Origin of the sequence: Brevibacterium sp. CCUG 69071 (genome assembly GCF_021023135.1) — a bacterium.
In the GTDB taxonomy this organism is placed as follows: Bacteria; Actinomycetota; Actinomycetes; order Actinomycetales; family Brevibacteriaceae; genus Brevibacterium.
Map to the genome: position 1 here is coordinate 271,546 of NZ_PGFV01000003.1, position 23,896 is coordinate 295,441.

Below are 23,896 nucleotides of genomic sequence, written 5' to 3' on the forward strand. Positions count from 1 at the left end.
TCAGGACTGTTTCTCTTTCAAGGTCTCGATCGACTGCGGGACGACCTTGAACAGGTCGCCGACGACACCGTAATCGGCGATGTCGAAAATCGGGGCTTCGCCGTCCTTGTTGACCGCGACGATCGTCTTCGAGGTCTGCATGCCGGCCTTGTGCTGGATCGCACCAGAGATGCCGAGTGCCACGTAGAGCTGCGGCGACACGGACACACCGGTCTGTCCGACCTGGTGGGACTGGGCGATGAATCCGGCGTCGACGGCGGCGCGCGAGGCACCGACGGCCGCGCCGAGCACATCGGCGAATTCGCCGACGAGTTCGAAGGACTCCTCCGAACCGACGCCGCGTCCACCGGATACGACCTTCTGCGCACCGCGCAGCTCGGGCCGCGATGAGGTCTCCACGATCTCCTCGAAGGATTCGATCGCGGCCGCGCGCTTGCCGGAATCGGCGACCTCGAGGGCCTGATTGTTCGCCGCCTGCGCTTCGCCGCGGGTCTCGATCGAGCCGAGACGCACGGTGATGACGGGGGCACCGAAGGTCGGGGCCGCGGTCGAGGTGTAGCCGCCGCCGTAGACGGAGTGGTTGGTCACGATCCCCTCGGAATCGCGTTCGAGGCCGATCGCGTCGACGTTGATCGCCGAGCCTGTGCGCACGGCGTAGCGGCCGGCGATATCGCGGCCGTCGAGCGTGTTGGGCACGAGCACCGCATCGGGAGCGCTGAGCTCGGCGGCGGCTGCGACCGCGTCGACCGCGGCGGTGCCGAGATTGTCCCCGGCCACCTCGGCGGTCAGGGTGGCCACGGCACCGAGGGAGGAGGCTTGCTCGGCGGCCGCATCGGCGCCACCGGAGGCGGCGAGGACGAGCGCGACGGGCGAACCGATCTCACCGGCACCGCCGAGGAGCTCGGCGGCCGGCTTCTCCAGCTGGCCCTCGGAGTCAGCGGTCAGGACGACGAGAATGCTGTCTTGTGGGAATTCGGACATGAGCGTCTCTCCTTAGGCCAAACGGTTCTGGATGAGGAATTCGGCGAGGTCGGCGCCGCCATTGCCTTCGTCGACGACCTTCTCGCCGGCTTCGCGCGGCGGCTTCTCGGCCACGGAGACCATGATCGAGCGAGCGGTCGACTGATCCTCGGCATCGACGCCGAGGTCGGCGAGGCTGATGACCTCGAACGGCTTCTTCTTCGCGGCCATGATGCCCTTGAAGTTCGGGAAGCGAGCTTCCGGCAGGGCTTCGGTGATCGAGATGACCGCGGGCAGCTCGGCGCTCACCTGCTGCTTGCCGCCTTCGATTCCGCGCGTGCCGGAGACCTTGTCGGCGCTCAGCTCGACGCCGCTCAGACCGGTCACATGCGGGTAGTCGAGGTGTTCGGCGAGCATCGCCGGCATCATGCCGCCGTTGCCGTCGGTCGAGATGTTGCCGGTGACGACGAGGTCGTACTCGCCGCGGCGGACCGCTGCCGCGAGGATCTCGGCGGTCAGACCGAGGTCCGCACCGGGCAGGCCCTCGTCGGCGATGTGCACGGCATTGTCGGCACCCATCGCCAGACCCTTGCGGATCGTGGCGGTCGCGGTGTCGGGCGCCATCGAGATGACGCTGATCTCGGTATCGCCTTCGCCGTCCTTGTAGGACAGAGCGACCTCGAGGGCACGCTCGCCGATCTCATCGAGAACGGCTTCCGAGGCGCCGCGATCGGCCAGCCCCGTCTCCAGATTCAACTTCCGGTCCCCGTATGTGTCCGGGACCTCTTTGACCAACACCGCGATCTTCAAGGATGACTCCTTTTCCGTGAAGCAGTTCAATGTGCACTGAGACTTCCGTCTCATAATCTACAGTCGGCGCTTCGCCGTCCGACAGCCGGGTCCGCTTCTGGCCCCGAACGAATGCTCAGGAACCATGGTACGTGGTCTCCACCACACGGAACACATCTACTGTACGAACGATCGAAAACTTCGGTGATGCCGACTCTACTCGAAGCCTCGCCCGAGGTCATCCCGGCGAGTGGCCCTAGAATGAGACTCACCCCGGCATTCGGGCGGGACCGACGCCGACATCAACGACGAAGGAGCGCCTCGTGGCATTCGACCTCGACGATATCGATCGCAGCATCATCGCCGCTCTCGTCGAGGACTCCCGCCTCAGCGTCCGCCAGTTGGCAGAGCGAGTCCACATCTCCCGGTCCGCCGCACACAAGCGCTTCTCCGCCCTCATCGAGTCCGGCGCGATCAGGCGGTTCACCGCCGAGGTCGACCGCAGCGCCCTGGGCATGACCGTGACCGCGGTGGTCGTCGTCAAGATCGGCGACCGTCCGTGGCCCGAGGTGCGCGATGAGCTTGCCAAGCTTCCGTTCGTCGAGAAGGTCCAAGCCGTCAGCGGAGACATCGACGCCCTCGTCACCGTCAACGCCCCGGACAACACCGCACTGTCCCAGGTGATCCTGCGCCGCATCCACGAGGTCCCCGGCGTGGTGTCCTCCCGGTCCCTGCTCATCCTCGACGAGGCCGAGGGCCACCGGCCCGGCTCGAACGGCTGATCCGTCGAACGGCTGAGTCAGGGAGCGGTTGAGCCTTCGAACAACTGCGTCAGGGAGCGGAGAACGCAACGAGCCCACCGCGCTCGACCGGAATCGGTCCGTGGCGCAGCGGGCTTGTCGGCACAGCGGGCTCGAGGATCAGAGCCGCCGACGCGGGTCAGTCCTTCTCGTACTCCTGAATGGCCTTCTCCGCGAGTTCGAGTCCGTACTTCGCATCCGCGTATCCGGCGATCGTGGCCTTGCCGATCGGGTAGACGTGTCCTGCCTTGGCGGCGGGCAGTTCCTTGAACACGGCCGAGTCCACCAGGGTCTCGGTGAGCTCGTCGTAGTCACCGCGCAGATCGGAGTTGACGAAGATGATGTCGGCATCGGACAGGCTCGCATCGAGAACCTCCATGGAGATCTGCGCTTCCGGCTCGACCTTGCCGGACTTGTTGCCGCCCTGCGCCGCCTTACCGTACTTCTCGACCATCTTGTCTTCGTCGGCCGACCAGTCGAAGCCGATCGGGCTGAGGATGGAGCCGAGCATGTTCTTACTGCCCCAGAGATAAGCGGAATTGTCTTCGTAGGAGGAGGCGACACCGATCGTGGTGCCTTCGGCGGCATCGCCGTACTCATCGGCAAGCCGTTTCTGCTCGGCCTCGAATTCGCTGTCGAGCTGTTCGAGTTCATCGGTCTGATTCACCGCGTCCGCCACTTCCTGGACGCGCTGCTTCCAGTTCGCACGGTCGCCGCCGCGCAGGGTGAACTGGTAGACCGGAGCGATCTCCTGCAACTGCTCGATCATCTCGGGCTCAAAGGTGTTCGGGGACAGGATGAGGTCGGGTTCCGCCTCGGCGATCTTCTCGAGGTCCGGCGCTTCCTGCGTGAATTTCGGGATCTCGTTCAGCTGATCCAACCACTCCTCGGGCACGGCCGATTCCATGAACTCACCCTGCCCGACGGGCGGGAGGTCGAGGTCCATGAGCGTCTCCGTCGCCGCATAGTGCAGGGTGACGATGCTCTGGGGATCGGCCGGCACTTCGACCTCGGACCCGCTCGAGTCGGTGACCGTACGGGTCTCGCTCGAGGCCTCCGCGTCGTCCGCGCTTCCGCTTCCGCAGCCGGCGAACAGCGCCAATCCTGCGACACCCGCGATCACGGCAGAGCTGATGCGATTGATTCTCATGGTTTCCTTTCGAGATTCCTGCGTCGGCCGGGACTCAGGCGCTCAGCGTCGGGTGGCGATGACGGCGCGGCGGAAGCGTCCGAAGCCCCAGCCGATGTCGACGACGTCGACGGTTCCGGCCGGCAGCTCGGTGAGCATGCCGCGCAGCTCCTCGCTCGTCAGCGATGCATGTCCGGTGGTCGCGAAGGTGGACACGAGCTCTTCGGCCTGGTGATCGTCCTCTTCCGCCTCATCGGTGAAGGGTTCGACGATGACGAGACTGCGGCTGGCCTTGAGGATGTTCGCCAGCAGGCTGCGCATCTCCTCGCGGCTGCGTCCGGTCAGCCCGGCGAGGAGGAGGGTGGCATCGACCTCGGGCCAGAGCGCCTCCCCGCTGAGCGCGGCGGCCCCCGGGGTGTGGATCGACCGCCCCGAATCCGGAGCCTTCCTTGTCAGGGCGGCGGCCACCTCGGCGCCGGCGTCCCCGGCCAGGGCGATGCTCGCAGCGGTTCTGATCGGGTCGAGGTCGAGGATAATGTCGAGCACGTACTGCAGGTGGTCGAGGGTGCGGCTGCGGTGGGCGGCGTCGAGGGCCTCGTCGTTCGCGCGCAGCGCCGTCCAGCTCTGGGCATCCGTCGCCGAGGCGCGTGAGGTCCTGGCCGCATACCCGCCCTTGAGGACGTCGAGGAGATCGACGACGGAGAACAGGTCGAGCAGGGCCGGATCCTCGAGGTTGAGTCCGTCGGCGGACCCTTCGCTGGTCAGCACCGCGCCGGTGGGGGTGTTCCGGTAGTTCTCGCCCTCACGTTCGAGGAGCCCGAGCGCACTCATCGCGGTCAGCACCACCCGTGTGCCATCGGTGTCGATGCCGAGTTCCGCGGCGATCGCGGCAGGAGTGGTGACCCCGCCGGCCACGAGGTCGTTGACGCCGAAGCTGACCGCGACGCGGGTGATGATCGGGGGCAGGATCTCGGTCATCTCGTGCACCTGGTGGAGGACACCCAGGGTGCCCTCGGAGGCGTCGGTCGAGCCCGCGGCGCCGGAGTCGACGGCGGGACCGGAAGGCTCAGCGCTCGCGGCGGTGTCGCCGGCCGAGCCCGAGACGTCCGTGCCTGCACCGGCGGTCGCCATTCCTTCGCTGCCGGCCGCGGTCTCCGGCACCGCCTCGGCGTGGCTCGCCTTCTTCGTCGTCATCTTGCGCCAATAGCCGACGACCTCGACGTCCTCCTTGGGCAGGCCGAGGTCCCGGCGCAGGTAGCGGCGGATGGGCGCGATGGTCATGGTCTCGCCGGCGCACCAGGCGAAGGTCCGCCCGGCGGGCAGGGCCACATTCTTCACGGCTTCGTACATGAGGGTGGATTCGCCGGGCGGGGTGGAGCCGCGCACGAGCCAGTCGATCTCGACATCGGCATCGGTGGGGATCGTCTGGATGTCCTCGGCGGTGGGGATCTCGACGATGATGTGGCCGCGGGTGCCGGCGGGGGCCTCCTCGAGCCACCGGCCGACCGCGGGCAGTGCGGTTTCGTCGGCGATGAGCAGATGGAAGTCGATGCCTTCGCTGAGTCCGGCGCATGTCTTCGGGCCGGCGAACTTCAGCGAGTCGCCGATGTTGACGGTGAAGGCCCAGTCGGAGGCCAGCCCGGAGTCGTGGCGGACGACGTCGAAAGTGAAGGACTTCGCCTCGGGGTCGACGCTGCGAACCGTGTAGTCGCGGGTGAGGTTGAGCGCTTCGCGGTTCCAGTTGAACCGGAACTCCTCCTGCTCACCGATGTGGAGGTCTTCGCGTCCGGGTGGGGGAATGACGAGTTTCACGTGATCGTCGAAACCCTCGGAGCGGAATTCCGGCCGCGGCATCCCGTCGACTTCGCCCGCCGCCAATTGATCGCCAGCCACTGTTAGGCGTCGCATATTGGGGGTGATGTCCGTGACGCCGGTGACTTCCACCTCTCGCAGGATGATCGGTAATACCTGCAGAGGCCTGGAAGTGCGCGGCATGTATTCAGCTCCGAGGGTTCCTTGACGTATGAAACAGTGAGAAACAGGACTCGCAACTTCAAGCAGGTGTGTCAACGGCCTTAATGAAATACGAATGTTTCCTATATCTCATAGGTTACCCTAACTGGGGATGCGGGACCGCACAACCCGTTGCCGGAGATTCTTGTGAAATGAGACGTCGAAGCCCGGATTCTCAGTACCGAGCGCGGCCACCGGCGGGCCGGTGTCTTATATGTCGGAACCGGCACCGAGGGTCCGGCGGACGGCGCGAATCGTCAGTTCGAGGCCTCGCGCACGCGCGGACGGATCGGCCGCCTCGACGGCGATGCTGTAGAGATGGCCCGAACCGATCGTGAGGAAGACGTAGGCAGCCGCCCATTCCACGGGCACCTCGGCGGTGATCGATCCGTCGGCCTGACCGCGCGCGATGACCCATTCGAGGGGGTCGTCGGATTCCCCTGCCGACTTCGGGCCCGCCGAGGCGGAGCCACCGGATCCGGCCACCTCGGTGTCACGGCGCTCCCGCTCCACCTCGGCGAAGACGTCATCGGTGATGATCGGATTGTCGGCGAAGAGGAGCGTGAGCGCTTCGGGGACGGTGAAGAGGCGGTCGCACACCCGCTCAACCGCCGCGAGCCCGGGGCCTTCCTCGGGACGGGCGCTGAGGAAGGCTTCGACGAACATCCGCGCGCCGAGGCGGGCCACCTCGGCGACGAGGGCGTCCCGATCGCCGAAGTGGCGATAGAGGGTGGTCCGGCCGACGTCGAGCGTCTTCGCGAGCTCGAGCATCGGGGCGCGCGGGTCGGCGGCGAGCGCCGAGAGCGACTCCCGCAGCAGGGCGTCCCGGCCCATGCGCCTCATGCCGCCGCTCTCCCCGCCGCTCGCCGACTTCGACACCTCGCCCCCCTCGCTCCCGATCCGACCCGATATGAAGGTCCAGTCTACTTATGGAACACTATTGTTCCACTTTGTTACACTAGTGTTCCAGCCTTGGAAGTGAGGATCGACGTGCCCATGACCGACCACCCCCGCCAGCCCGCTCGCAACGGCCGAGACGGACCGGCCGAATCCAGCGTCTTCGCCCTCGGCCGCGGTGATGTCCTCATCATCGGTCTAGTCTGCGCAGGAATCGGCGTCGCCCTCGGCTTCTTCCTTCCTGCGCTCGGTTCGCTCGCGGCCACATTCCCCATTCCCTTCGGGGACATCATCGAGAAGCTCAGCCGGTTCGATCAGCCCTGGGTCGTCGCCGTTCGGCCGATCATCGGTGCCGCGCTGGGCCTCGTCGCCACAGTCGTCATCAGCGCCTCGACCACGCCTCTGCGCATCGGTGACGAGGGAATCACCGTCGGCCGCCCAGGCGACCATCCGCTGCACATCTCGCGAGCCGCGTTCTCCACGGCGTACTTCGCCGACGGGAAGCTGACGATCCTCACCGAGGGCGGCCACCAGGCTTATCGCGGAGACGTCGAGGGAAAGAAGGATGAGGTCGCCGCGGCCTTCACCTCCCGTGGCTACCGCTGGGGAGAGATCTGAAGGCGGGCCCACTCACCGCAGAACCGCCGGCCAAACGTCCACCGAAGCTCACCGAAGCGGGCCGGTTCGTCCACTCTTCGCGACACAGATGACCGCCCGTCTCCACCTGCCTCGCAGGCATGGAACCGTGACTCGGCTCACGCCACCATGGGGTCATGACCATCGACGTTCCGCCCAGCACCGGCCGCGCTCTCCCCCAGCTGCAGCCCATCAGCTTCATCGGCCCCGACAGCAGTCCGACCGACGCACCGACCGAGGGGCTGAGCATCCCCAGCGACCGCACCCTGCTCGGCCTCTACCGGCAGATGGTCCATGTCCGCCGCTTCGAAGCCCAGGTCACGCACCTGACCCGGCAAGGCCGGCTCGCCACCTACCCCTCTGCGGCCGGGCAGGAAGCCTGCGAGGTCGGAGCCACCACCGCGCTGGCACCGAATGACTGGCTCTTCCCCACCTACCGCGACTCCGCGTCGCTGCTGACCCGCGGCGTCCCGGTCGCCGAGATCCTCGCAGCCTTCCGCGGAGATTGGCACTGCGGCTTCGATCCGCATGAGTACCACACCTCACCTGCGGCGACACCGCTGGCCACGCAGACCCTGCACGCCACCGGCTTCGCCATGGCCGCCAAGCTCAAGGGCACGGATGCGGCCACCCTGACCTTCCTCGGAGATGGGGCGAGCAGCGAGGGCGACACCCACGAGGCCTTCAACTTCGCCTCTGTCTGGCAGACGCCGACGGTCTTCGTGCTCCAGAACAACCAGTACGCGATCTCGACCCCGCTGCGCGAACAGTCGAATGCGACGATGCTCGCCGACCGCGCCGCCGGCTACGGCATGCCCGGAATCCGCGTCGACGGCAACGATGTCGCCGCCGTGTTCGCCGCCGTGGCCACCGCCCTCGAACGGGGTCGGAACGGCGAAGGCCCGACCCTCATCGAGTGCCTGACCTATCGCATGGAGTCGCACACGAACTCCGATGACCCCACGAAGTACCGCGACGCCGAAGAGGTCGAGCACTGGAAGCAGTTCGACCCGATCACCCGCCTCGAGACCTACCTGCGTTCGACCGGCGTCCTCGACGACGCCGGCTTCGACGAGATCACCGCCTCCGCCGAGGAGCTGGCCGCGAGCGTCCGCGATGCCATGAACGACGAGGCCGTCATCGACCCGAGCGAACTCTTCGCCCACGTCTATGCGTCACCGCGCGCCAGCCTCGGCGAGCAGCAGAAGATCCTCGAAGCCGAACTCGCCGCGGCGGGGCGGGCATGAGCGTCGACGCCGAGGCCACTGCCTCAGCCACGGCGGACTCGGGTGGCGGCACCGCCGCCACGGCGCCGGCACCGGTGACGATGACGAAGGCACTCAACGCCGCCCTGCGCGACTCCCTGGCCGCGGACGAGAACGTCCTCGTCTACGGTGAGGACGTCGGCCGCCTCGGCGGGGTCTTCCGGGTCACCGAAGGACTGCGGAAGGAATTCGGACCCGAACGCGTCTGGGACTCTCCGCTGGCCGAATCGGGCATCGTCGGCACCGCGATCGGCATGGCGATGGGCGGGATGCGTCCGGTCATCGAGATGCAGTTCGACGCCTACGCCTACCCCGCGTTCGAGCAGATCGTGTCCCATGTGGCGAAGATGCGCAATCGCACGAAGGGCCGGGTCAGCCTGCCGATCACTATCCGGATCCCCTACGCCGGCGACATCGGCGGCGTCGAACACCACTCGGATTCCTCCGAAGCGTATTGGACCTCGACCCCGGGTCTGACCGTTCTCACGCCCTCGAATCCGGCCGATGCGTACTCACTGCTGCGCGAGTCCATCGCCTCCGACGACCCCGTGATCTTCATGGAGCCGAAGTCGCGGTATTGGATGAAGGAGACGCTGTCCCTGCCCGTGACCACGGCCCCGATGAATCGCGCCGAGGTGGTGCGGAAAGGTTCTGACGTCACCCTCCTCGCGTACGGGCCGACCGTGCGCACGGCCGTGGAGGCCGCCGAGGCCGGAGCCGAACACGGACTGTCCGTCGAGGTCATCGACCTGCGCACGCTCTCCCCTTTCGATGATGAGACCGTGAGCGCATCCGTGCGCAAGACCTCGCGGGCGGCGATCATCCATGAGGCCGCCCAGTTCGGAGGCTACGGCGCCGAGGTGGCCGCCCGGGTGACCGAACGCAACTTCACCCATCTGTCGGCCCCGATCCTGCGGATCACCGGCTTCGATGTCCCCTACCCGTCCCCGAAGCTCGAGGAGTACTACTTGCCGACCGTCGAACGCGTGCTCGATGCCTTCGAGACCTGGGATTGGGAGCTGTGATGAGTGCGGATCTGAGTACCGGCGCCGACGCGTCGGGCGCCTCCGCTGCAGGCTCCCCTGGCGCGGGCACGCGTGACTTCATCCTGCCCGACCTGGGCGAGGGACTGACCGAGGCCGAGCTCATCTCGTGGAAGATCGCCGTCGGCGATGAAGTCCACGTCGATCAGATGGTCGTCGAAGTCGAGTCCGCGAAGTCCGTCGTCGAGTTGCCCTGCCCCTACGCGGGTCGGATCTCGGCCCTGCACGCCGCGGCTGGTGACACCGTCGCCGCAGGTCAGGCCCTGCTCACCGTTGCCGAGGCTGCGAGCGAGGGTGAGGCTTCGAGTGAAGGCGGCGGCGCCAACCTCATCGGCTACGGCACTTCTGAACCCAAGACTCGGTCATCGAAGAAGCGCTCGTTCGGGACACGCACCGATGCGAATTCGCCAACCTCGGCGGCCACTCCCCCGGCGGCCGGGGAAGCGATCGCCCCCGCGGAGGCCGGCGCAATGGCCACGGAGGCACGCGCAGCGACCGACGAAGAGTCGCGGATCTCTCCAGTCACTTCCCCACTCGTGCGTAAGCTCGCGAACGACCACGGGATCAGCGCCAAACGCCTCGCCGGATCCGGTCCAGGCGGGATCGTCACCCGCGCCGATGTCCTCGCGGCGATCGATTCGACCACCGCGTCCCCCGCAACTGCCGCCGAACCGGTCCCCGTCGAAAACGTCCCCGCGGGGACGCCGAACGGGCTCGTCCCCGCGGGGACGTCAGCCGCCTCGGCGCGGACAACAGAGAATTCCCGCGATACCCGAACCCCGATCACGGGGCTGCGCAAGGTCGTGTCCGAACGCTTGACCAGGTCGCGCCAGGAGATTCCCGAGGCGACGATCTGGCTCGACGTCGATGCCACCGAGCTGCTGAACACGAAGCGCGCCCTTGAGTCGAAGACGGGAGAGAAGTATTCGCTGCTCTCCCTCGTCGCCCGCTTCGTCACGGCCGGGCTGAAGAAGTACCCGATCATCAACTCCTCGATCGACACCGTCGCAGGTGAGATCGTCACCCACGGTGACATCAACCTCGGTCTCGCCGCGCAGACCCCGCGCGGACTCATGGTCCCCGTCGTCCACGGCGCCGGTGAGATGAGCCTGCGCCAGCTGCGGGACTCGGTGTCCGAGACTGTCGGCAAGGCTTCCACCGGGAAGTTCAGCGGCGAGGAGCTGAGCGGCGGCACATTCACGCTGAATAACTACGGCGTCTTCGGGGTCGACGGTTCGGCCCCGATCATCAACCTCCCCGAGGTCGCGATGCTCGGGCTCGGCCGGATCAAGGACCGCCCTTGGGCCGTCGACGGGGAGCTGAGAGTCCGCAAGGTCATGTACCTGTCCTTCGTCTTCGACCACCGCGCCTGCGACGGCGAGGAGCCGAGTCAATTCCTCACCTTCGTCGCTGACTGCATCGAGAACCCGGTCTCGCTCCTGCCGGAGCTCTGATTACGCCGGAGCTCTGAACCGACCTGAGCCGTGAACCCCAGCACAAGGCACGTTCCAGAATACGGACCACTACACGACCCGCGTGACGCGCACCACTACCCTGGCCTACGCCGCCCACCGGCGGCGACTCAGACGCCGCTCACCAGCGGTGAGCGCCAGGGTGAAAGAGGACGCACATGTCACGGGTTCACGAATCAACATCACCGCCGGGACCACCTCGGCGGCGGTATTCGCTTCTCCTGCTCATCGTTCCCGTCGTCCTCTACGTCCTCACCCCGGTCGTGGCGAACACGGTCGAGCCGCGCATCTTCGGTCTGCCGTTCATCGTCACCTACACGATCATCGTCACGATCCTCACCTGGCTCTGCGTGTGGATGGCCGCCCGCGGCGACCACTTCTACCGCACCGACCGGCCTGAGCACATTCCCGCTGACGTCGCCTTCGGTGAGGACCACGCCATCGACGGCCCCGCCACCGGCAGCTCCGCCATCGAGGAGGCCGGGAAATGAGCACCTCCGCGATCATCGCCTGCATCATCTTCGGCCTCGCCATGCTCGCGACCATCGGCATCGGCGTCTGGTCCGGCCGCGGTCGGGAGAAGTCCCTCGACGAATGGTCGGTCTCGGGGCGCGGGCTCGGCGTCGTCTTCATCCTCCTGCTCATGGCCGGGGAAACCTACACGAGCTTCTCGTTCCTCGGCACCGCCGGCTGGTCGTACTCCTACGGCGTGCCGATCCTCTACCTCATCGGCTACCTGAGCATCGGCCTCGTCGTCGCCTACCTCGTCGGCCCGCTGTTCTGGACCTACGCGGCCCGGCACAAGCTCGTCAGCCTCTCCGACATCGTCGAACACCGGTTCCGCTCCCGCGGTCTGGCGATCCTCGTCGCCGTGCTCGCAACGATCTTCATCGTTCCCTACATCCAGCTGCAGATCCAAGGCATGGGCGCCGTGGTCAACGCCATGAGCTACGGGGCGATCGACCTCAAGGTCGCCGCCATCATCTCCTTCATCGTCGCCGAGGCGTTCATCCTCTTCTCCGGCCTGCGCGGTTCCGCATGGGTCAGTGCCCTCAAGGACGGACTCGTCATCCTCGCCGTGGCCTTCCTCGCCATCTATGTGCCGCTGCACTACTTCGACGGACTCGGCGGTCTGCTCGACAAGCTCGTCGTCGAGAAATCACAGTGGCTGACCTTCCCCGGTGCCGGGGAGGGCACCTACGGCAGCGCCTGGTTCATCTCGACGATCATCCTCAACGGGATCACGATCACCGTGTTCCCGACGTCGATCGCCGGGTACCTCTCGGGCACCTCGGCGAACGCCCTGCGCCGCAATTCGATCATCCTGCCCTGGTACCAGCTGCTGCTCCTCGTGCCGATGATGGTCGGCGTGGCCGCGCTCTTCGTCATCCCCGCCCTCAAGGACGCCGATCTGGCGCTGTTCTCCGTGGTCATCGACTCGCTGCCGGCTCCCCTCGTCGCGATCATCGGCGTCGCCGGGGCGCTCTCGGCGATCGTGCCGATGAGCGTGTACATGCTCTCGATCGGGTCGATGTGGGGCAGGACTGTCCTGGGCGGCGGCCTGGCCGGGCCGAAGAATGCTGCGGCGATGACGGCCGAAGAGACGGCGGTTCGCGGACTGCGGCAGAAGACGCTGTCCCAGTGGGTGTGCCTCATCGTCGGTGTGATCGCCCTGGTGATGAGCCTGCTCATGCCCGATGCGCTCGTCTCGCTCTCGGTGCTCAGCTATGAGGGGCTCGCGCAGGTGGTTCCGGCCGCGCTGCTCGCCCTCTACTGGCCGCGGATGAGCAAGCAGGCAGCAGGAGCCGGACTCATCGTCGGCTCCGTCGTCATGGTCGGCCTCCATTACACAGGCCACGATCCGCTGCTCGGCATCAACGGGGGCCTGTGGGCCGTCGCCGCCAACCTGATCGTCGTCGTAGCCGTCACTCTGGCCAAGCCGGATCCGCGGTGGGTGCCTGCGGCGCAGCGCAGACCACGCGCCGAGGCGGTCGCGGCGGAGTAGGCTGACAGAATCCGTCGTCGAGGAGAGGAATCATGACCATGAGTCCACGATCCGTCACTGCGATCACCGGTGCGACGGGGCACATCGGACGCATCGTCACCGATCTGCTCGGCAGCGCCGAGACCTCTCTGCGACTCATCGTCCGAGACGTGAGTCGGGCTCCGCAGGGTGTCGGCGACATCGCCGTGGCCGAATACGGGGATGCCGATGCCGCCACCAAGGCTCTGCGCGGCGTCGACGTCCTCTTCATGGTCTCCGCCGCCGAGAGCGCCGACCGACTCGAACAGCATCTGACCTTCATCGATGCCGCGGCCGCCGCCGGAGTGCGGCACGTGGTCTACCTGTCATTCCTCGGAGCCTCTCCCCAGGCCACGTTCACACTGGCGCGCACTCACTGGCACACCGAGGAGCGGCTTCGTGAATCCGGAATGGCGTGGACGTTCCTGCGGGACTCGTTCTATCTCGACTTCCTGCCCGCCATGGCCGGAGATGACGGCGTCATCCGCGGACCTGCAGAAACTGGCCGCGTCGGAGCCGTGACCAGGGGCGATGTCGCCCGCTGTGCGGCAGCGATCCTGCAGGATCCAGATGCCCATGTCGGCCGGTCCTATGACCTCACAGGCCCGCAGGCGCTGACCTTCGACGAGGTGGCCCGCACCGTCACCGAGGTGACCGGGAGGCCGACGACCTTCCACAACGAGACCGTCGACGAAGCCTACGAATCACGCCGACCCTATGGTGTGCCCGACTGGCAGCTCGACGCCTGGGTGTCGACGTACACCGCGATCGCGGCCGGTGAACTCGATGTCGTCACCGACTGCGTGGAACGGCTGACGGGAACCGCGCCCGTCAGCCTCGCCGAGATGCTCGAACAGGACTGAGCCGCTCGGGTGCCGGCAACCGTCGCGGCCTGCTGATCAGCACGACCCACCAGCACACGGATCCGAGCAGCAGAGGCAGAGTGACCAGCCACGACAGGACGGCCAATGCGGCCTTCGTCACCCACCCGTCTTCGCCGATCTGCGACCAGATGGAGATCCCCACGCTCAGGCAGATGAGCACCGAAGTGAGAATGATGAGCGCAAAGTAGAGGAACCGCCAAACCGGCTTCCTCGGATACATCCGATCCAACAGCGAGCCATCGCTGACAGCGTCACGACCATTTTCAGTCATCGAGCAGAGCCGCGGCGTACATCGGGCGGGCGGCGTCGGCGCTCGGCGGGTGGAACAGGCCAGCACTCGCGTCCCGTAAGAGACGTGAGAGCTCATGGCCGTTGTCGAAACCGCTGCCGCCGGCGCACATCAGCGCGGTCTCGGCAGTGCGACGGGCAGCCTCGGCAGCCTTGATCCTCGCTCCCACGAGGCGCAGCGGCCAACCGGCACCGTGATCGACGAGGCCGTCGAAGTCCCTGGCATAGGAATCGATCATCGCCGGGACGCTGAGGTAGTCGAGGTGGGCACCGGCCAGGCGCGCCCGAGTCTCGGGCACCTCGGCGAGAGTGGTCCCGGCCTTCGCGGACGTCCGCTTCTTCAGCCCAGCAGCCCCGAGCTCGAGCGCACGGGCAGCGACCCCGGCGTAGACGGCGGCGATGAGCAGCTGGAAATTGCTGGTGATCGCGAAGGTCAGCAGATCGGGATGCTTGCCGGCCGGGATGACTCGGGAGACGCGGTCGGGACGCAGGAGCACCTCGTCGAGGATCGTCGCCCGCGACTGGGAGGCCCGCATGCCCAGCACATCCCAGTGATCGGAGATCGTGATGCCCGGCTCCGAGCGTTCGATGAACCCGTAGACCAGCTGTCCCTCGGCCGGTTCCTCGGCATCGGGACCGGCGATCCCCTCGTCCTCGGGTGTGACGGCGCCGTGGACGATCAGCCGGGTCCACACCGGGGACAGGGAGGTGAAGATCTTCACCCCCGAGAGCAGGTACCCGCCGTCGGCGGTGGGCACCGCCTCGGTGTTCGACCCCTGCAGCACCCAGTCGTTCGACGGCTCGGAGATCCCGAAGGCGAAGATCTCACCGGCCATGACCTCGTCGAAGACCCAGTTGAGCGTCGAATCGCCGCGGTCGGCCATGGCCTTGACGACCCCGGTGCACATCAGGTGCATGTTGATCGCCAACGCGGTGGCCGGGGCCGCGCCGGCCAACCGCTGCTGCAGCCGAGTCACCTCGTGCAGGCTCAGCCCGGGACCGCCGTAGGCGTCGGGCACGAAGAGAGTGAGATAGCCGAGAGCCTTGAGCTCCTCGAGATCCTCGTCGAAGAAGCGGTTCTCCCGGTCGTAGATCGCCGCACGCTCGCGGAAGCGTTCGAGGACCTCGGCGGGCAGGTATTTCTCGGCCAGTTCACGATGGTGGGTCTCACGATCGGTCATCATCTCTCCTTGCTCGTGGGGTCGGGGTGGCGCGTGGGAGGGGATGTCATGGTCGCGGCCGGCGCAGCACGATCGCCCCGTTGTGTCCGCCGAAGCCGAAGGACGTCGAGAGAACGGTGTCGAGGCTCTCAATTTCGCGGGCCTGACCGGCCACGATGTCCCAGTCGTCGAATTCCGGATCGCCGAGGTTGAGCGTCGGTGGCAGCGTCTGTTCCCGCAGCGTGTGGACCGCGATGATCGCCTCGACGATCCCGGAGGCGCCGAGCAGGTGCCCGGTGGATGACTTCGTGGCGCTGATCGGAATCAGGTGTGCCGTGGCGCCGAGGGCCGCATCGAAGGCGGCGAGTTCGGCGGAATCACCGGCCGGGGTGCCGGTGGCGTGGGCGTTGATGTGGTCGATGTCGGAGGCGGTCAGGCCGGCATCGGCCAGGGCTTCGCGGACCGCCGCGGCGGCTCCGCGGCCTTCGGGATGCGGGTTCGTCGGATGGTGGGCGTCGCTGGCGGCTCCGAAGCCGGCGAGTTCGGCGAGCACCGCGGCGCCTCTGGCTGCGGCACCGGCGGCGGATTCGAGGAGGATCGCGCCGGCGCCCTGGCTCATCACGAATCCATTGCGTATCCGGTCGAAGGGTCGGCTGGCAGCGGTCGGGTCGTCTTCGAACCCGGCGGCGAGGGCGCGCATGTTCGCGTTCGAGGCGAGGTTGACCGGGCCCAGGCAGTCTTCCATGCCGATGACGAGCACGGCGTCGGCATAGCCGTGGCGGATGCGGCGCAGTCCCGCGCCGAGGCCGACCGCCCCGGAGGCGCAGGTGGCCGAGACCCCTTGGCCGGGGCCCCGGAAGTCATAGCGTTGGCTCAGCAGCGCCGCCGCCGAGTCCGGTGCCCCGTGGATCGCCAGGCTCAGGGGCACCGCGCGTGGTCCGCCGTCGAGGAGGGCCCGAGTGGCCTCCTGCATGGCGTCGACGGGACCGGAACCGGTGGCCGCGATGACGGCGATGCGCTGGCGGTCCCAAGGTAGATCGTCGACCGGGTTCGCGCCGAGCTCGGCGGGATTCGCGATCCCGGCCTGCGCGAGTGCTTGGTCGGCGGCGGCGATGGCCCAGTGCTGGACCGGGCTAAGTCGGCGGGCGAGCGCGCGGGGCAGGACCGCCTCGGCGTCGAAGTCTCTGACCTGTCCGCCGATGCGCACGGCGAGATCGGCGAACCGCTCACCGGCGAGGACGTCGATCGCACTCCGCCCGGTCCGCACCGACTCCCACAGGGTGTCGACGTCGTTGCCGCTGGGCGTGATCGCCCCCATCCCGGTGATGACGACGCTTCGGTCTTGCCGGTCTCGGTGCTCGTCGTTCACAGTCGCTGCCCTCGGCCCTTCATGATCTGGTCAACGGTTTCGCTGCGGCGAATCTTCCCGCCGACGGTGCGTGGCAGTCGGTCCAGTGCAAAGATGCGCCGCGGCACGAACTGCGGGGCCAGGTGCGCGCGAGCATGCGCGAGGAGCGCTGTCTTATCGGGAAGTGCGGTCGCATGCCCGACCTCCACGACAAGGGCGACGATGCTGCCGAGGTTCGCATCGTCGAGCGCGACCGCGCAGACCTCGCCGAGGTCGTGGCCAGTCTCGCGCGAGGAAAACGTCTCGAATGCGCGTTCGACCTCGGGCAGGGAGACCTTGTGGCCGCCGGTGATGGCGATGTCGCCGGCTCGTCCGGCCAGCTGGAGCAGGCCGTTCTCGATCCGTCCCTGGTCATCGACGGTGGCCCAGCCGTCGGGTCCGCGCAGGACCGCCTCGGTGGTGCCGGTGACGTAGCCGTGAGAGCAGGCGGCCGCGTTGATCCACAGGGTGCCGATCTCGCCTTCGGGCAGCGGCGCCCCGTGTTCGTCTCGGATCTCGGCCCCGATCGTCGGGTAGATCGTGATCCACGTGCCGTCGCCGTCACGGCTGTCGCCGATGAATCCGATCTCCGCTGCCCCGTAATAGCTGATCAGACGAGTGTTCGGGAGGACTTCGCCGAGGCGGTCGCGGATGCTCGCGGGCAGGTTGGCACCCCCGGTGACGACGAGCTCGATCCCGGCGAAGCGCTCCGGATCGCGGGCGGCCGCCTCGGCGAGGGCTTTGACCACGGCGGGCACGGCGACGATGCGGGTGACGGATTCGGCCTCGATTCGGCGGCCCATCTCGATCGGGGCGAACTCGTCGGCGACGTGGACGCTGCCGCCGGTCGCGAGGCTCTCGACGACGGCGTAGAGGGTGAGGCTGTAAGAGACGGGCCCGGGGGCCAGCGTCGCCACCTCGGGCAGGGGTTCGAGGTGGGCCGAGGAGACCGCGACATTGTCCCGATACTGCTGTCGGGTCTTGATGAAGGCCTTGGGGTTGCTCGTCGTCCCCGAGGAGAAGAGCATGAGGAAGGGGTCGTCCGGCGCGCGGACGCTCGGCGGCGGGGCAGGTTCGACGGCGGCTTCGCGTGCCCGAAATTCGGTCGTGGTGATCACGGTTCCGGTCCACTCGGCGGCGGCGAGCGCCTCGGCGAGGTCGGTCGAGTCGCTGATGACCAGCCCGATGCCGGTGACACGGATGACCCGAACCTGATGTTCCAGGGGCCAGCGGGGATCGATGGTGGCGGAGACCGCGCGGTAGCCGGCGAGTCCGGCGATGATGCGCGAGGTGTGGAACGCCGAGGTGGTGCTGACCGCGGTGATCGGGATGCCCTCGGTCTCGGGTGCCGGGGTGGGCGGTTCGGGCTGGGCCCGGTGCAGGGAGTCGACGACGGCGACCATGGTCCGCGAGTCCGCGACGAGTTCGCCGTAGCTCAGTCGCTCGTCGCCGCCGACGAGGGCAAGCCGCTCGGGGTCACTGTCTGCGACCTCGAGGATCGTCGCGGTGATCGGCACGTCTGACCTCCTGGTTCCGGCCCCGGATGAACGCAGCTCTACGGGCCGGGTCCAGTATAGGCAGTCCTCAGTTCTCCGCAGGAGGGCATCCGTCGATCATTCATATACATTTTAGTATTCGAATACTTTGGTGTATCTTGAATGCATGAACACCTCCCGTCCCAGGATGTCGCGCGCAGAGAGCCAGCAGGAGACCCGGAACAGACTCATCGAATCGGCGGTCGACCTCTTCGCCGAGCACGGAGTCGACGCCACGTCACTCGTCGCCGTGGCGGAGAACGCGGGATTCAGCCGTGGAGCGATCCACGGCAACTTCACCGACAAGGACGAACTCGCCTCGGCGGCCATCGCATTCGTCATCGCCGACCTCGGCCCCGAGCTCACCCAGGCGCTGGGTACCGCGGGCCCAACTAATGACCGCCTGGCCGCATACATCACCACCCATGTCGGCTACTGCCGCCGACAGCCGGCGCGGGCAGCGGCCATCATCGCGGCCGTCGGCTACCTCGGTCGATCGACTCGGACCGGTCGTCCCGACGCGGACAGACCGGGCGAGCACACGCAGTCCTACGCTCGGCGCTCGGCCGATTCCGTCGCGGATCTCGTGGCGCTCTTCCAGGAGGGCCAGGCGCGAGGCGAGATGCGCGAGTTCGATCCGATCGCCATGGCCCTGTCGCTGCGCGCGGTCCTCGACACCGCAGTACCCACCCACACCGGCATCGATGCGGGCGAGATCGTCGCCCTCTTCGACCATGCGACGCGAGCCGAAACGGCTCGAGCACCGGAGGCACCTCAATGACCTGGAGTTATCGCATCACGGTTCGCGGCCGATTCTCGGACCTCGACGAACACCAATGTGAAGATCTGCGCACCCACCAAGCCGAGCATGACATGTTCGCGGCTCGGTTCACTCCGGAGGGAACGTTCCTCTATACGCGCGAACTCGTGAACTATCAGCACCGGTTCTTCATCACCGTCGATGAGGTCAACCCCGATGACGCGGAACTCGAGGCCCGCGTCCGGGCCGAGGAGCTCGCCGGAGCTGACCTTGCCGGTCGCGGGCTCAGGGGCCGCACGGTCGACGTCTCCGCGGTCTGCATCGAGAGTCTCAAGATTCGTCCTGGAAGGCGCAGATGACGACAGATGCCCCAGAACAGCACCAGCGCAGGTCGGAGGGATCCGCACCGCACCTCGCAGCCGCGCTCCTGCTCGCGCGGGCAAAGAGCTCGGCGGACACTGCGATCGGCGGCGCGCTCACCCGCGTCGGCTTGTCTCTGGACGACCTCCTTCGACTCCGCCTCCTCGGCGTCCACTCAGAAGGTCTGGCACGGGATCAGCTTGCCTGGGAGATGAGCGAGACCCGTTCCCAGACGCTGCGCGCCACCCTGCCATTGGTCAAGCTCGGCTGGTTGACTCGCACGGACGACGGTGCATTCGTTCTCACCGACAGCGGCCGCGCCCTCATCGACCAAGCCGAGGGAATCGCCGAGAAGGCGGCCGAGCGCTGGTTCGCGGATGCGGCCCTCGATGTCGCCCAGGTAGCTGCCACGTTGAAACCTTGGACCGAAGATACCCGAGTCTGACACCGCGGCCGGCCTCACACCTGGAACTCGACCTCCCGGCCTGCGGCGGCGAGCGCCCGGATCCGTCCCCGACAGGCGTACCAGCCGATGACCATGAGCACGCAGGCGATGATCGCGACGACCAGCGTCGCCGGGGAATCGACGAGGACCATGACGAGGACGACGGCGAGGAAGGTCAGGGCCAGATAGCTCGTGTACGGGGCACCGATCATCCGGAACGAGGGACGCTCGAGCAGCCCCCGGTTCGCCCACCGGTGCAGACGCATCTGGCACAGCACGATCGTCGCCCAGGTGACGATGATGCCCACCGAGGAGACGCTGAGCACGATCTCGAACGCGTCGGCGGGCAGGAGGTAGTTCAAGGGCACGCCGAGGAGGGCGACCGCGGCCGTGATGACGATTCCGCCGTAGGGGACTCCGCTGCGATTCATCCGCTGGGCGAACCGAGGTGCGGATCCGGCCACGGACATCGAGCGCAGGATGCGGCCGGTCGAGTACAGACCGGCATTGAGGGAGGACAGTGCCGCGGTGAGGACGACGAGGTTCATCACCGTGTCGGCGCCCTTGATGCCGATGAAGGAGAAGAAGGTGACGAACGGGCTCTCCCCGTCCGAATACGCGGTGTAGGGCAGCAGCAGCGCGAGCAGCACGAGCGAGCCGACATAGAAGACGGCGATGCGCAGCACCACGGAGTTGATGGCTTTCGGCATCACCTTCTCCGGGTTGGCGGTCTCTCCCGCGGCGGTGCCGACGAGCTCGATCGAGGCGTAGGCGAAGACAACGCCCTGCATGAGCAGGATCGCCGGCAGCACCCCGTTGGGGAAGATCCCGCCGGATTCGAAGAGCAGGCCGAGTCCGGGTTCGTGACCGGACACGGGTGTGCCGAAGATGAGGAAGCAGACTCCGACGATGAGGAACGCCACGAGAGCCGCGACCTTGACGAGGGCGAACCAGAATTCGAGCTCGCCGAAGACCTTGACCGAGATGACGTTGAGTCCGAGCACGGCGAGCAGGGCGATGAGCGCCCACGTCCACTGCGGCACCGCTGCGATCCACGCGACGTACTTGCCGAAGAAGCCCATGTAGAGGGCGGCGGCGGTGATGTCGACGATGGTCGTCGTCGCCCACACGAGCCAGTAGAACCAGCCGGCGATGAAGGCGGCCTTCTCCCCGAAGAACTCCCGCGCATAGGACACGAACGACCCCGTCGTGGGCCGATGGAGGACGAGTTCGCCGAGCGCCCGGAGGATGAAGAAGGCGAAGAGCCCGCAGATGGCGTAGGAGAGCACGATGGCCGGTCCCGCCTCGTGCAGGCGACCGCCCGCGCCGAGGAAGAGGCCGGTGCCGATGGCCCCGCCGATGGCGATCATCTGCACCTGCCGCGGGGCGAGATGCTTCTGATAGCCGGTGTCCTCGGCGGTGAGGTTGATCGTGGAGGTGGGCTCGACGGCCACGCTGCGGTCAGGCCCGTGGTGATGAGTCATAGAAGTCCTCTGCTCAGGTGGATGGAGTCAGGTCGGTGCAGTCAGGTCAGTGGTGTCAGATGTGCGGTTCACACGGTGCTCAGATTTGCGAGCCTCTCGGGTCGCAGGAGACGAGCGAGCTCCTCGGGTGTCATCAGCCCGTGCTCAAGCACGAGTTCGGCCACCCCGCGATTCGTCTCGAGCGCCTCCTTCGCGATCGAGGTCGCCGCGGCGTACCCGATGGTCGGGTTGAGCGCGGTGACGAGTCCGATCGACGCCTCGACCGAGGCGCGGGTGGCCTCGGCGTTCGCGGTGATGCCCGCGACGCAGCGCTCGGCCAGGGTCCGGCTGGCGGATTCGAGGTGGGAGATCGACTTGTGCAGGCTGTGCAGGATGACCGGTTCGAAGGCGTTGAGCTGCAGCTGTCCGGATTCGGCGGCCATTGTGATGGTGACATCGTTGCCGATGACTTCGAAGGCCACTTGGCTGACGACCTCGGGGATGACCGGGTTGATCTTGCCCGGCATGATCGACGATCCCGACTGCACGGCGGGCAGGTTGATCTCGCCGAGTCCGGCCCGGGGTCCCGAGGAGAGCAGCCGCAGGTCGTTGCAGATCTTCGAGAGCTTCACGGCGATGCGCTTGAGGACCCCGGAGAGGTGGACGAAGGATCCGACGTCCTGGGTCGCCTCGATGAGGTCCGGTGCGGTGATCAGGGGCAGCCCGGTGAGCTCGGCGAGCTGTTCGCGGACCTCTTCCGCATAGCCGGGGGCGGCGTTGAGGCCGGTGCCGATGGCCGTGGCGCCGAGGTTGATCTCGTGGACGAGCTTCTCCGCCTCGGCGAGGCGTTCCCGATCCTCTCCCACGGTCACCGCGTAGCTGCCGAATTCCTGCCCCAGGGTCATCGGCACCGCATCCTGGAGTTGGGTGCGACCCATCTTGACGATGTCGTGGAACTCCCGGGACTTCGCCGCGAACGACTCCTCGAGTTCGCCGAGTGCGGACAGCAGCCGCTTGATCGCGAAGATCGTACCGAGCTTGACCGCGGTCGGGTAGGCGTCGTTGGTCGACTGGCTGAGGTTGACGTGATCGTTCGGGCTGATCCGGGCATAGGTGCCGCGGGGCTGGCCGAGGATCTCGAGGGCCCGGTTGGCGATGACCTCGTTCGCGTTCATGTTCGACGACGTGCCTGCTCCGCCTTGGATGACGTTGACGGGAAACTGGTCGTGGAGGTGCCCGTCGAGGATCTCCCGGCAGGCGGCGACGATCGCGTCCCGCCGCTCGACGTCGAGGAGTCCGAGCGCGTGGTTGGCCCGGGCAGCCGCGAGTTTGACGGCCGCGAGCCCGCGGATCGCGTCCGGGTTCGATTCGAGAGTCTGCGCCGTGATCGGAAAGTTCTCCGTCGCCCGCAGGGTGTGGATGCCCCAATAGGCGTCCGCGGGGATCTCTCGATCGCCGAGGAGGTCGTGTTCGGTTCGTGTGTTCATCGTGGTCATGCTCCCACCCCTGTCCGGTTGTCTTCGTGTGTGAATCCGAGCCCGCCGAGGCGGTCCCAGACCTCCCGTGCCACGCGGAGTTCCCCGACCGCTCGGCCTCCCCCGAGGACCGGCGCCGAGGTGATCTCCGCCAGTGCCTCCGCCTCGGTTCCGAGGGCGGTGAGGATGGCCCGGGTGATCGGCAGGCGGGCCCGATCGGTTCCGTCGGCGATTTTCACGGCGATGCCGAGGGCGCGCCCTCCCGGTGGTCGCAGGGCGAGGAGCTGCACCGCCTCGGCGCCGTCCTTGGCGATGAGCCCGGGAACCGAGCGCATCAGCGCGGTGACATCGCGTCCGGGACCTCCGACCATCTCCGGATGGGCGCGCATCGCCGCGGCCGCCCTGGCGGCACTCGTTCTCGGGGCGGCGGCCGCGAGTGCCGCGTAGGCGCGGGCGATCCCGCGCAGGGAGGATGAAGGCAGGGGCGTGCCGCAGCCGTCGGTGGTGAGCACATCGGCCGACTCCCCCGTGAGTTCGGCGATCGTGGCCGCGATGAGACGCTGCAGCGGATGTGCCGGGTCGAGGTAGTCCGCACGGCTCCAGCCGTTGATCATGCAGGTCGCGAGCATCGCGGCGTGCTTGCCCGAGCAGTTCTGCACCAGTCGGGTGCGCGTGCCGCCGGCCCGCAGGTGCTTCTCCCGTTCGGCGGCGCCGTAGGGCAGGTCGGGCGCATTGCCGAGATCAGACTCCTCGAGCCCATGCAGGCCGAGGATGCGGCGTGCCCCGGCGACGTGCTCCGGGGCACCCGAGTGGCTGGCGGCGGCGAGCGCGAGCAGTTCGGGTGGAAGGTCGAGCCCGGCCCGCAGCATCGCCGTCAGCTGCAGGGGTTTGAGTGTGGAGCGCGGGTAGGAGGGGACCGCGGAGTCACCCGCGTCGACGAGGAGGTCCCCGGTCTCATCGACGGCGGCGAAGGCCCCGAGGTGCAGGCTTTCGACGAGGCCTCCGCGCGTGACTTCGACGAGCGGGATGTGCGCGGCGGGGCCGCAGGTCTCGGTGTGCTCGGCCGAAACGGGCAGGGTGGGTGAAGGCAGCGGCATCGTTCTACGGTCCTC

The 23,896-nt window shown here is 67.4% G+C and carries 23 protein-coding genes; 11 read left to right on the plus strand and 12 right to left on the minus strand.

Features of this window, described 5'->3' with window-relative positions; all coding sequences use genetic code 11:
* Entirely contained in the window at positions 1-981 is a 981-nt protein-coding gene (locus CV023_RS10440; RefSeq protein WP_230745521.1) for an electron transfer flavoprotein subunit alpha/FixB family protein, read from the minus strand.
* A gap of 12 nt (positions 982-993) precedes the next feature.
* A complete protein-coding gene (locus CV023_RS10445; protein WP_230745522.1) occupies positions 994-1,770 on the minus strand; it encodes an electron transfer flavoprotein subunit beta/FixA family protein in 777 nt (258 codons plus the stop codon).
* A 302-nt stretch (positions 1,771-2,072) separates the two neighbouring features.
* Between CV023_RS10445 and CV023_RS19005 the strand changes: the two genes are divergently transcribed.
* Complete coding sequence (locus CV023_RS19005; protein ID WP_230745523.1) at positions 2,073-2,531, plus strand: Lrp/AsnC family transcriptional regulator; 459 nt, start codon at positions 2,073-2,075, stop codon at positions 2,529-2,531.
* Between the two features lie 157 nt (positions 2,532-2,688).
* Here the strand turns inward: CV023_RS19005 and CV023_RS10455 are convergent, their stop codons facing one another.
* The 3 genes from CV023_RS10455 to CV023_RS10465 all read right to left on the minus strand — a co-directional run bounded on the left by CV023_RS10455 (position 2,689) and on the right by CV023_RS10465 (position 6,534).
* Positions 2,689-3,699 carry an ABC transporter substrate-binding protein gene (locus CV023_RS10455; protein ID WP_230745524.1) on the minus strand — a complete coding sequence of 337 codons (1,011 nt, stop codon included), beginning with the start codon at positions 3,697-3,699 and terminating at the stop codon, positions 2,689-2,691.
* A 42-nt stretch (positions 3,700-3,741) separates the two neighbouring features.
* A complete protein-coding gene (locus CV023_RS10460; protein ID WP_230745525.1) occupies positions 3,742-5,673 on the minus strand; it encodes a siderophore-interacting protein in 1,932 nt (643 codons plus the stop codon).
* A 228-nt stretch (positions 5,674-5,901) separates the two neighbouring features.
* The gene (locus CV023_RS10465) at positions 5,902-6,534 is read right to left on the minus strand and encodes a TetR/AcrR family transcriptional regulator (protein WP_230745526.1); all 633 of its coding nucleotides are present in this window, start codon (positions 6,532-6,534) and stop codon (positions 5,902-5,904) included.
* Positions 6,535-6,687: 153 nt separating this feature from the next.
* Here CV023_RS10465 and CV023_RS10470 point away from each other — a divergent pair, with 153 nt between their 5' ends.
* The 7 genes from CV023_RS10470 (at position 6,688) to CV023_RS10500 (ending at position 13,890) form a co-directional block, all read left to right on the plus strand.
* A complete protein-coding gene (locus CV023_RS10470) occupies positions 6,688-7,206 on the plus strand; it encodes a YqeB family protein (RefSeq protein ID WP_230745527.1) in 519 nt (172 codons plus the stop codon).
* A gap of 155 nt (positions 7,207-7,361) precedes the next feature.
* On the plus strand, positions 7,362-8,471 hold the full coding sequence (gene pdhA, locus CV023_RS10475) for a pyruvate dehydrogenase (acetyl-transferring) E1 component subunit alpha (RefSeq protein WP_230745529.1): 1,110 nt from the start codon (positions 7,362-7,364) through the stop codon (positions 8,469-8,471).
* Positions 8,468-9,514, plus strand: coding sequence for an alpha-ketoacid dehydrogenase subunit beta (locus CV023_RS10480; RefSeq protein WP_230745531.1), 1,047 nt, complete (start codon positions 8,468-8,470; stop codon positions 9,512-9,514). The genes pdhA and CV023_RS10480 overlap by 4 nt, the downstream gene beginning before the upstream one ends.
* Positions 9,514-10,986 (plus strand): dihydrolipoamide acetyltransferase family protein, encoded by a 1,473-nt coding sequence (locus tag CV023_RS10485; protein ID WP_230745532.1) that lies wholly within the window; start codon positions 9,514-9,516, stop codon positions 10,984-10,986. Before CV023_RS10480 ends, CV023_RS10485 begins: the two co-directional genes overlap by 1 nt.
* Positions 10,987-11,162: 176 nt before the next feature.
* Positions 11,163-11,495: a DUF3311 domain-containing protein gene (locus CV023_RS10490; protein WP_230745533.1), complete on the plus strand. Its 333-nt coding sequence runs from the start codon at positions 11,163-11,165 to the stop codon at positions 11,493-11,495.
* Entirely contained in the window at positions 11,492-13,009 is a 1,518-nt protein-coding gene (locus tag CV023_RS10495) for a sodium:solute symporter family protein (protein ID WP_230745534.1), read from the plus strand. Before CV023_RS10490 ends, CV023_RS10495 begins: the two co-directional genes overlap by 4 nt.
* Positions 13,010-13,047: 38 nt before the next feature.
* Positions 13,048-13,890, plus strand: coding sequence for an SDR family oxidoreductase (locus CV023_RS10500; protein ID WP_230745535.1), 843 nt, complete (start codon positions 13,048-13,050; stop codon positions 13,888-13,890).
* Here CV023_RS10500 and CV023_RS10505 read toward each other — a convergent pair.
* The 4 genes from CV023_RS10505 to CV023_RS10520 are packed head-to-tail and all read right to left on the minus strand — an operon-like array spanning position 13,859 to position 18,263.
* On the minus strand, positions 13,859-14,182 hold the full coding sequence (locus CV023_RS10505; protein WP_230745536.1) for a hypothetical protein: 324 nt from the start codon (positions 14,180-14,182) through the stop codon (positions 13,859-13,861). The genes CV023_RS10500 and CV023_RS10505 overlap by 32 nt on opposite strands.
* The gene (locus CV023_RS10510; RefSeq protein WP_230745864.1) at positions 14,175-15,380 is read right to left on the minus strand and encodes an acyl-CoA dehydrogenase family protein; all 1,206 of its coding nucleotides are present in this window, start codon (positions 15,378-15,380) and stop codon (positions 14,175-14,177) included. The genes CV023_RS10505 and CV023_RS10510 overlap by 8 nt, the downstream gene beginning before the upstream one ends.
* A 46-nt stretch (positions 15,381-15,426) precedes the next feature.
* Positions 15,427-16,728, minus strand: coding sequence for a beta-ketoacyl-[acyl-carrier-protein] synthase family protein (locus CV023_RS10515; protein WP_284934585.1), 1,302 nt, complete (start codon positions 16,726-16,728; stop codon positions 15,427-15,429).
* On the minus strand, positions 16,725-18,263 hold the full coding sequence (locus CV023_RS10520; protein ID WP_230745537.1) for a class I adenylate-forming enzyme family protein: 1,539 nt from the start codon (positions 18,261-18,263) through the stop codon (positions 16,725-16,727). The genes CV023_RS10515 and CV023_RS10520 overlap by 4 nt, the downstream gene beginning before the upstream one ends.
* Positions 18,264-18,408: 145 nt before the next feature.
* On the opposite strand from CV023_RS10520, the gene CV023_RS10525 reads away from it, so the two are divergent.
* Genes CV023_RS10525 through CV023_RS10535 form a run of 3 tightly spaced genes read left to right on the plus strand, consistent with a single transcriptional unit; the run spans position 18,409 to position 19,846 of the window.
* Complete coding sequence (locus CV023_RS10525; RefSeq protein WP_230745538.1) at positions 18,409-19,062, plus strand: TetR/AcrR family transcriptional regulator; 654 nt, start codon at positions 18,409-18,411, stop codon at positions 19,060-19,062.
* The gene (locus CV023_RS10530) at positions 19,059-19,400 is read left to right on the plus strand and encodes a DUF6204 family protein (protein ID WP_230745539.1); all 342 of its coding nucleotides are present in this window, start codon (positions 19,059-19,061) and stop codon (positions 19,398-19,400) included. The genes CV023_RS10525 and CV023_RS10530 overlap by 4 nt, the downstream gene beginning before the upstream one ends.
* Positions 19,397-19,846, plus strand: coding sequence for a hypothetical protein (locus tag CV023_RS10535; RefSeq protein ID WP_230745540.1), 450 nt, complete (start codon positions 19,397-19,399; stop codon positions 19,844-19,846). Before CV023_RS10530 ends, CV023_RS10535 begins: the two co-directional genes overlap by 4 nt.
* 14 nt (positions 19,847-19,860) lie before the next feature.
* Here the strand turns inward: CV023_RS10535 and CV023_RS10540 are convergent, their stop codons facing one another.
* The 3 genes from CV023_RS10540 to CV023_RS10550 all read right to left on the minus strand — a co-directional run bounded on the left by CV023_RS10540 (position 19,861) and on the right by CV023_RS10550 (position 23,881).
* Positions 19,861-21,330 (minus strand): amino acid permease, encoded by a 1,470-nt coding sequence (locus CV023_RS10540; protein WP_230745541.1) that lies wholly within the window; start codon positions 21,328-21,330, stop codon positions 19,861-19,863.
* A gap of 68 nt (positions 21,331-21,398) precedes the next feature.
* Entirely contained in the window at positions 21,399-22,805 is a 1,407-nt protein-coding gene (locus CV023_RS10545) for an aspartate ammonia-lyase (RefSeq protein ID WP_230745542.1), read from the minus strand.
* Positions 22,802-23,881, minus strand: a complete 1,080-nt coding sequence (locus tag CV023_RS10550; protein WP_230745543.1) for an asparaginase — start codon at positions 23,879-23,881, stop codon at positions 22,802-22,804. The genes CV023_RS10545 and CV023_RS10550 overlap by 4 nt, the downstream gene beginning before the upstream one ends.
* Positions 23,882-23,896: the final 15 nt, after the last annotated feature.